Annotated in this window: 4 protein-coding genes; all 4 read left to right on the forward strand. The window is 43.6% G+C overall.

The genetic code is table 11. From position 1 onward, the window contains the following. The first annotated feature begins 242 nt into the window (after positions 1-242). A complete protein-coding gene (locus tag B050_RS0105200; RefSeq protein WP_018472833.1) occupies positions 243-3956 on the forward strand; it encodes a SusC/RagA family TonB-linked outer membrane protein in 3714 nt (1237 codons plus the stop codon). 27 nt (positions 3957-3983) lie between these two features. After that, positions 3984-5654 (forward strand): SusD/RagB family nutrient-binding outer membrane lipoprotein, encoded by a 1671-nt coding sequence (locus B050_RS0105205; RefSeq protein WP_085931184.1) that lies wholly within the window; start codon positions 3984-3986, stop codon positions 5652-5654. A gap of 298 nt (positions 5655-5952) precedes the next feature. Further along, on the forward strand, positions 5953-6531 hold the full coding sequence (locus B050_RS22060; protein ID WP_018472835.1) for an RNA polymerase sigma-70 factor: 579 nt from the start codon (positions 5953-5955) through the stop codon (positions 6529-6531). Positions 6532-6915: 384 nt separating this feature from the next. Further along, the gene (locus tag B050_RS0105220; RefSeq protein ID WP_026235654.1) at positions 6916-9333 is read left to right on the forward strand and encodes an outer membrane beta-barrel family protein; all 2418 of its coding nucleotides are present in this window, start codon (positions 6916-6918) and stop codon (positions 9331-9333) included. The last annotated feature ends 625 nt before the right edge of the window (positions 9334-9958 follow it).

The following is a 9958-nucleotide window of genomic DNA, read 5'->3' on the forward strand; positions in this document are numbered from 1 at the left end:
TAGTGAGTTTTTCTATTCGATTTGAAGATAGTGGCTAGGGAATGCACCAGGCAGTTAGGCGTGCAGTCTGGATTCATGAAGGATAAAAATTAGACTTTTTATAGTCTTAAAGCAGCTTATTTATTGGAGAATAAGCGAGGATTCCCCCTCAATTCTGAGGTCAAATTTTGGTCGAGGCGACATCAGAATTTAAGGGGGAGAGATTTAGTTACAGGTATTTAAAACCCAAAACAATCAAAATTATGAATAATAACGTTTTACGAAAAGGAATATTAAAAGGACCTTATGTAATAATTGCATTTTTATTGCAATTATCACTTATCGGGACTTTGCAAGCGGCAGAGGGTGATGCCCAGCGCAGCTTAGATGCGATATTTGTCTCCATGGCTTTTGAGGATGCTCAGGTTGGGGAGGTGTTCAAGGCTCTTGAAAAGCAGACAGATTTTAGTTTTTCCTATAAGAATGCTGATCTGCGTAAGGAGAAAGTAAAGGCACTAAACGGCCAGCATATCTCCATGGCCAAGGTGTTGATGGAGGTTTCCGGGGAGACAGGCTTGGCGTTTAAGCGTATCAATGATGTCATCCACGTACAAAAAGTCACCGACGGAAAGCCTGCTCTAATGGACCTGGTGGACAAAACAATCAAGGGGCGGGTGACTGACGATGCAGGAGAGCCTTTGCCCGGTGCCACAGTAAGTGTCAGCGGCACTGGCACTGGCACGGTCACCGATATCGATGGATATTATACCTTGGAAGTACCTGAAGGTGCCACCGTCACTTTTTCATTTACAGGCTTTGAGCCTGTGAGGGTGGCTGTAAATAACCAGTCTGAGATAAATGTGGAATTGTCTTCAGATGTGCTCTTGGAGCAGGTCGTGGTGACTGCCTTAGGGATCGAAAAGAATAAGCGAGATCTGGGCTATTCCGTATCCGAAGTGAAGGGAGATGCCTTGGCCAAAACCTTCGAGGTGAATCCTGTAAATGCCCTTCAAGGTCGAGTAGCTGGTGTACAGATTGATCAAGGTAGTGGTGGTGCTTTTGGAAGCTCTAAGATTTTGATTCGGGGCAATTCCACTCTTAGCAATAATAATCAGCCGATTTTTGTTATCGATGGGGTGATCATTGACAATGATATTTTTGGAGGAACGGGCAGAGACTTCGGAAATGCATTGAAAAATCTAAATATGGAAGACTTTGAGAGTGTTTCCGTTTTGAAAGGCTCCGCGGCAGCCGCACTTTATGGCTCCAGAGCCATCAATGGGGTGATCCTGATAACCTCCAAAAAAGGCAGTAAAAGATCAGGAATAGGCGTTTCTATCTCCCAAAATGCACAGATTTTTGATCCTTATTCTGGCCCTGAGCTTCAGAACGTTTTCGGTGGAGGCAGTGTGGGCGCATTCTTTACTGACCGTAGAGACCCTAATTACCAGTCTGATCAGGCTTGGAGAACCAAGGTTTTCCCTACCGACCCGGTGACAGGCCAACCTTATATTGATCATCAGATCAATAGAGAGCTGGAAAACTGGGGTCCAAGAATGGAAGGTCAGCAAGTATTGAATTATGATGGTACGCCGACGCAGTACTCCCCCCAACCAGACAATTTCCTATCAGCCTTCCGGACTGGCTGGGCCTCGAATACCAATGTGGCCTTGAATGGCGGTGGAGAAAGGTCCACTTTCAGGCTATCGTACACCCGAAGCGAAGGTGAAGGGGTCGTACATAATAATGATTATTTGAAGAATGGCTTTGATCTAAGGGCTACCCATGAGCTTACGGACTTTTTGGATGTGGATGCAAGTGTGACTTACACCACCTTTGATGGCAAAAACCCGCCTAGACTTGGCGGATTGGATGCTTTTGGATCCTATAATTTCGGTAAATTATATAGCTGGATGCTTCCTAGGAATTATGACACTGACTATTGGATGCAGGAAAGTCGGTACACCAGCGTATTAGGTGGTGCCCCCAACCCCGCAAATCCCCTGGAGCCAAATAAGGCGCCTGAGTCCCGGTTTTGGTTTAGCCTATTCAATAATAACTACCTTCAAAATGAACAAAATGTCCGTGGTCGGGTAGCCCTGACGGGCAAAGTGAATAGCTGGTTGAGCGCAAGGGTTGAGGGTAATTTTAATAATTATTATACCCGAAATGAAACCAAAGAACTCGGTCAAAATATAGGTTTTGGCGGAGGAGCCTATGGCTTAAGCCATTCAACGAAAACCTCCCGATTCCTCAAGGGAATGCTAATGATCAATAAGGTCATCAATAAAGACTATGATATTAGCGGATATTTAGGGGCGGAATCTCAGCGCACAGAGACGACCTATAACGAAAGTGAAACCCGTGGAGGTTTAAGTTATCCAGGGAATTATTTCCTCGCCAACTCCGTCCAGCCACAATATACTGCTGGCGGGATAAAGTACAGAAGAACTATCAATTCTACCTATTTCAGTGTGGATCAGTCCTATAAGGATCGCCTGTTTCTGTACCTTTCCTGGAGGGGAGATTGGTCTTCAGCGCTTACGTATTCGGATGGGACAGGAAATAACTTCTTCCATTATCCGGCGGCCTCAGCCTCATGGGTGCTTTCTGAGTCCTTTAAGATGCCTAGCTGGATTAGCTTTGTAAAATTAAGAGGTAATATCGCGGCGCTGGGTAAGGATACAAACCCGTTTACCCTCAACCCTGGGTTTTCATTTAATGGATTTACTAATATCAATGGCAGCCAATTGCCGACTTCCACCTTTAGTGATAGCCGAGTGCTGCAGCCTAATATTAAGCCAGAGCGTAAGATAGCGAAGGAGATAGGCATGGAGCTGACTTTGTTTAACGAAAAACTGGGGATAGATTTCACCTATTATCAGGATAATACGAAAAATCAAATTCTTCCAATTTCTTCCCCTATTGAATCAGGCGTGAGTGCTATTCTGGTGAATGCCGGAAATATCCAAAATAGAGGAATAGAAATCACCTTGGACTTCTCACCAATAAGCACCACGGATTTTCAGTGGAATTCTACATTGACCTTCTCCAGAAACAGAAACCTTATCAAAGAACTGTATGAGGGTAGGGAAGAGTATAATTTGGGCGCAAATATTGGAGAAATCAGCACCTGGGCCGTGGTGGGTAAATCCTATGGTACCTTAAGGTCCTCTATTCAGGCCACGAAGTTTCAGGCCAAGGATGAAAATGGCAACAATATAGACCATCCAAATAATGGCATGACTCAGCTGGCATGGAGGTCCGATGCCCGTGCAGCCTTCCCCGCAAGGAGTAACCAGATTCAGGACGTAGGAGATATCAATGCTGATTTTCGTTCAGGATGGAGCAATTCCTTCAACTATAAAAACTTCAGCCTAGGATTTCTGATTGATGCCAAGGTGGGCGGTGACTTTGTGATGCTTTCCTACCGATATGGTACGCATACGGGAGTATTACCCAATACCCTGGCGGGTAGAGATGCTGAGTATGGCGGAATATCATGGACGAGCGACTATGATGGACAGACCTATGACGACGGCATGATTCCCGAAGGTGTATTTGGCGAAGGCCAGAAAGTGACTCAGGCAGATGGCAGCCAGGCCGATGTAGGGGGGATGACCTTTCAGCAAGCCTATGATGCCGGACTAGTGGAGCCTACTCATACGCCTCAGTATTTCTATAGGTATGGATCTTCTTCCACCGGGGTTTCTGATTATTGGATATTCGAAAGTACCTGGGTGTCCATGAGAGAGATCTCTCTGGGATATAGCTTCCCTGCCTCCTTTACAGATAAGCTGGGTATTCAGCAAATGAGCCTTTCCATAATAGGAAGAGACCTGTTTTACTTGTATAACTCCCTGCCGTTTAACTTCAACCCGGCGTCCAATAATTCCAATAATACCGCCTTTTCGGGGGAGCAGGGTTTTCTACCTATGACGCGATCACTTGGAGCTACTTTACGCTTCCAATTTTAATTAGTGGGGAAATAAAAAAATATAAAGATGAAAAAGTTTCGATCAATACTATATATCATGTCCCTGGCCGCTACAGTTAGTTGCACACAGGATTTTGCTGAAATAAATACCGATCCGAGTATCGTGACTGATCCGGATATAAAATTCCTATTTACCTATTCTGAGGATAAGTTGATGACCTATCAAGGCTCGGAATGGGTGTGGGAGAATATGGAGCACCTCATGCGCTATACGCAGCATGTCTCGGCCAGCCCATACGAGCTTACCAATAATGTGAATTCCAGATACAATTCCTTTTACAGGAATATCATCCCAAACCTGATGGAGGTCAGAAGGCAAATGGAAGCCAAAGGAGATCCAGAAGTGTATCAGAATATGAAAGTGGTAACCTATGTTCTGGAAGTGATCCAGGCGATGAAGGCGACCGATATGAGTGGCTCCATGCCTTATACCGAAGCGGGTGAAGGTCGCTATGAGGTGAACTTCGCTCCCAAATACGATGAGCAACAGCTGTTGTTCTCGACCTGGCTCGAGCAGCTTGATCTGGCCATCGCCACACTTACTCTGAATATGGATAGGGAGCAGCTTTCCTATGGGACGGCGGATCTATACTACCAGTCTGACTGGGAAAACTGGATTAAACTGGCCAATACCCTTAAGCTTAGGATAGCGGTGAGGGTGGAAAACCAAACGCCTGACCTTACCCGTAAGATCTTTGGGGAGGTAATGGCGCATCCTGTGGGACCGATAGATAGCAATGAATCACAGATGATGTTTACCCATGACAATTACACTCCGTTTGGTAATGGAGGGGATATACTCTATAGAAGTACCCGTTTTGGTACCATGTCCATTGTCGATTTTCTGAAACAATCAAATGACCCTAGGCTGGGAATTTATTTTTCTCCAAATGACCTCGTGGGGGATTATCAGCAGAGCTTAGATGATAATGGTGTGACGCTCCCGGATTTTATAGATCCTAATGATCCGCTGATCGAGTATCAAGGTGGACCTGCAGATTGGACGGTGGCTCCGGATATTGCGATTTATTTCTCAAACCCTCTGGTTTCTGGCTCAGATCGGTTTTTCTTAATGTCTGTGGCCAATCAAAAGTTCTTCTCTCCAAAAATGAATAGTAGCTCCGGAGTGTGGAAGGATGCGGTGGTGTCACATGCGGAGTCTTGCTTCTATATTGCAGAGCTTATGGCCAAGGGGTATGGAACCGGCACCGCATCGGATATTGCGAAGTGGTATAATCAGGGGATTACGGCCTCCATTCAGACGATGAATGAAATAGCCGTTGCAGCCATGTCCACCACGGCTTTTGATGGTAATGGCCAGGCGGTGATCGAAGCCTATTTGGCGCAGCCTTCCATTCAGCTGACAGGCTCGGATGTACTTGAAAAGATTTATGTTCAGCAGTATTTGAACTTCTATAGACAGCCAAATGAGGGTTTTGTTTTTTGCAGACGAACAGGCTACCCTAAAAATAGCTCTACCTACTATGCGAGAGAGGAGTTCAATGAGGTAATTCCTCGAAGGTTTTGGTTGCCAGATCCAGGAGAGGTCAATAGAGATAATTGGATGCAGGCAATGGATCAGCAGGGATTTACCCCGCTTAGCCAGGATGTCATCGATCTGAATAGCCAAAGAATATGGTATGATAAGAATGCGCCGGCCTTTGGCCAAGGACAATAATTCTTCCTAGCAAATTTCACACGGGCTCAGCTCTCTCATTCGTAGAGTGCTGAGCCTTTTTTTATTATCCATGTTCCAAAGCCTTTCTCATTAGACGCACGATGATTGGGTGATCGTGACTTTTCTCTTTGCCTGGCAGGGGCTGGGCACTCACCTCAAAACAGAGACCTTCATCCATAGATTATGTAAGTTTTGTGTCCAAAATTATTAGAGGGATAAATGCTTAATTGTAGTTGATATATTTTGAATATATTCTAATTAATGATAATTTGTATAAGGTTTATTTGGTTTTTCGTCCATGAGAGAGGATCTTTTGTTCAAAATAAGTAATAATGACATAAAAGCATTTCAAATCCTATATGATAGGTATTTTGAACGCTTGTTTGTGTTTGCGAAGGCCTTTTTGAAAAGCAGTGAGTTGGCAGAAGAGGCCATCTCCGACGTGTTTGTGAAGGTCTGGGAAGCTCGCATTCGACTGACTGAAGTAGAGAATGTCGATGCCTATTTGTACAAGTCAGTTAAAAACCATTGTCTTACGATCTTGTCGCAAAAGGCACGCAAACCCAAAATGGTCAGCATTGATTCTATTAAGATCTTTCCAGGGACTGGTTTAGAATATTATCCTGAGACTAATATATTGGTTAAGGAATTGCATGAAAAGTTGGATTCTGCGGTGGCTAGCCTTCCCGTTCGATGTCGGTTGGCCTTTCGGCTGGTTAGGGAAGAAGGCTTATGTTATAAAGAAGCGGCTACCATTCTGTGCATTTCGCCCAAGGCTATAGAAAAACAGATGGTTCGCGCCCATAAGCATCTACGCCTCGCCCTAAGAAAATACTTGAATTTAGACCTGCCCCGTAAATTCAAGCGACGAGCGTAAGCATTTTTTTATTTCCCAGCCCATGGATTTATTGTAGGATATGGCCAGTGGCTTAATAAAAAGCCCGTTTTCATGCCTGGATGAAGAAACTTGAAAGGGAAGACCTATTTGGGGTCGGTATTCTCCTCCTATGGCTTGCCTATTTTTTTAACTACGGCCAGTTAAAAGAACGTTTACCCTTTTCGCTTTTACTATATTTGGCGAGTGAAATTTACTCTTTTAGGGTGTACAAGCCTGAGCTTTAAGTGTTTTTCGTGATTTACGATTCGCTCTTCATGACAGTGCAATTTTAATAAGAAGGAACCAGATTCATTAAGGCTCTTCATGAACCCTTTTGGGAAGCTTGTTTTTACTTTTCTAACCGGCTCAATGGCCAAAAAATACATGACTTTAAACAGAATTAAAAGTTTGATCTCCCTTCTTATATGGGCATTCCCTCTAGTGGTACATGCACAAAATGGAGAAATTAAGCTTTCAGGTAAGCTATTGGACCAGTCCTCTCAAGAGCCTGTTTCCTATGCCAATGTATTGCTAAAATCTCTGCCAGATACTGCTTTTGTGACCGGCGCCATCTCTGACGCCGAGGGCTATTTTACCTTACAAGGTCTTGAGCCTGGCGAATATAATTTAGAGATAGCCAATCTTGGTTATGATCACTCCTCTCAAAAGGTCTATATCGGGGGCAGCTCGGTATTCCTGCATTTGGGAGAAATCTATATATCCCCCTCACTTACTGATCTGGAGGCCGTGGAAGTATTGGGTCAGGAAGAAGGAGTGAATGCCAAGATGGATGTCAAATCATTTGATCTAGGCGATAATATTAGCCAAAGGGGAGGCTCCATCCTCGAAGCTATCCAAAATTTACCAGGAGTGTCCGTTCAGGAGGGAAAAGTGAATATCCGGGGCAATGACCGGGTAGCCATCTTGATGGATGGCAAACAAACAGCCTTGACGGGTTTTGGGGATCAAAACGGGTTAAATAACCTTCCTGCCTCCTCCGTGGAAAGAATAGAAATAATCAATAATCCCTCCTCCAGGTATGATGCGAATGGGAATGGAGGCATCATAAATATAATTTTGAAGGAAGAAAAACAGCAAGGCTTTAATGGAAGTGTTGGGATGGCTTTGGGAGCAGGGGCTATATGGGAGAAAAAGGCCAATCTTCCAGGGGTTCGCCCACAATATAGCATTACCCCAAAGATAAATCCTTCCCTGGCCTTAAACTACAGGAAGGAGAAGCTGAATTTTTTCTTCTCAGGAGATAATTTATATACGGAGAATCTGAATAAAAATGAGTTCGTAACAAGAACCTATGAGGATGGAGCCGTCATCAAACAGCAGCTAAAGAGAAATCGAGACACAAATTTCCTTACTCTACGAACGGGTATGGACTGGTCTATAGATGCTCGGAATACCCTGACCATTTCCGGCCTATATGGTAGTGAAAAGATTATCGATAATGGCGATCAAATATTTTATAATGAGGATTTTTCTGAAAGGTTACGGCTATGGCAGTTCTTGGAGGATGAATTGAAAACCACTGTAATGGGCTCAGTGTCTTGGGAGCATGAATATAAGGAACCTGGGCATAAGGTAGTGTCAGGAGTGAATTATACCTTTCACCGAGAGGATGAGCAGTATTTTTTTACAAACAGCCTGCCTGAATTTGTGGGAGAGGATGCATTTAAATTACTTTCAGATGAAAATGTAATAGATTTTAATTTGGATTATTCCAGGCCCCTGAAGATGGGACGCTTGGAGGCGGGGATGAAGCTGAGGAGACGATGGATACCGACTGATATGCAGTTTTTTCCGGGAGATAATTCTCCTATAGATTCCTTGGCAGGAGGTTGGGCCACTTATAAGGAGACCATTCCTGCGGTATATGGAAATTATATTTATGAATCAAAAAAATGGGAAGCTGAAATAGGCTTAAGGGTGGAGTATGCTAAGCTCAGATATGAAGTGAATCCAGACCATCCAACGTATAAAACTGACGGATATGACTATTTCCAGCCGTTTCCCAATACCCGATTATCGCATAAGTTAAACGCCCAAAATAAATTGACACTCTCGTTTAATAGGAGGGTGGACCGACCTAATGAGGTGGATATTCGGATCTTTCCAAAATACGATGATGCTGAAATTATCAAGGTTGGAAATCCGGAATTGAAGCCCCAGTTTAGCCGTCTTTTTGAATTTGGCTGGAAGAATACTTATAAATCAGGATCTTTTTATTTAGCGGCGTATCATCGAAAGACGAGTGGGACTATCACTAGGATATCTACGGTCTTTGGGGAAAGCAGATTGATCTATGCAATATTTCAAAACGCTGGAGACAGTTATAATACAGGAATGGAAGCTCTATTGGAAATGGATGTTTCTGATTGGTATGCTTTTGATATTAATATCAATGGCTACCAAAACCAGATCAATGCTTTTACAGTTCAAAACCTATACCCAGAGCCTCATGAGTATTATATGGAGCAACAAAAAATGTTTTCAGGGAATGCAAAGTGGAACTCGCAGATCAAATTTTCCAATACTTTTTCCGGCCAGTTGACTGCAATTTATTTGGCGCCGGATATCATCCCTCAAGGAGAGATCAAAGGTAGGTTTACAATGGATATGGGTCTGAAGAAACTGGTTCAAAAGGGAGCAGGGGAGGTTTACTTTAATGCTTCAGACCTGCTCAATACCATGGTAATAAAGAAGGACATTGAAGGAAATGGCTTCAGTTATATCAGCGATGATTATTATGAAACTCAAGTGCTAAGGCTTGGATATACCTATAAATTTTAAGCAGGCTCTTTGGGTGGGCAGGATATTTTGGTTGATTGTGTCTAAGCTAATGTCATTAAAGCCGATCTATTTGCTTGCTGCCATCAAGTCGCACAGCGAGCGGTTTTGCTATGACTTTTTAATGGCAATGATCCTATTAGTGTTAATTAATGGTGAGCGTAATGAGTGCAACTGGATAGAAACTGAAGGGTGGCAAAAATAGTCTTACAATGTGGCTCTCTTCCTTTTTCTTTTATTTAATAACAAAATCATTTCATTCTAATCATCCAACTTTTAGGTCTGAACCCTTATTAGGCTTCATTTTAGAGGAACATATAAGGGTAATAAGCCGGTGTTAAATGATGAAGGATAGTTGTATATTTCCAGTTATGTAGGTGGAGAATATCGGATTCGAACCGATGACCTCCCCGTCGGCTGACGGGGCGCAGTGTCTACCAAAAAAGAAGCCCTGCATTTCTGCAAGGCTTTTAAATCAAAATGGTGGAGAATATCGGATTCGAACCGATGACCTCCCCGTCGCCTGATGGGGCGCACTATCTACCAAAAAAGAAGCCCTGCATTTCTGCAAGGCTTTTAGTATAAAATGGTGGAGAATATCGGATTCGAACCGATGACCTCCCCGTCG

Origin of the sequence: Echinicola pacifica DSM 19836, from assembly GCF_000373245.1 — a bacterium.
Classification (GTDB): domain Bacteria; phylum Bacteroidota; class Bacteroidia; order Cytophagales; family Cyclobacteriaceae; genus Echinicola; species Echinicola pacifica.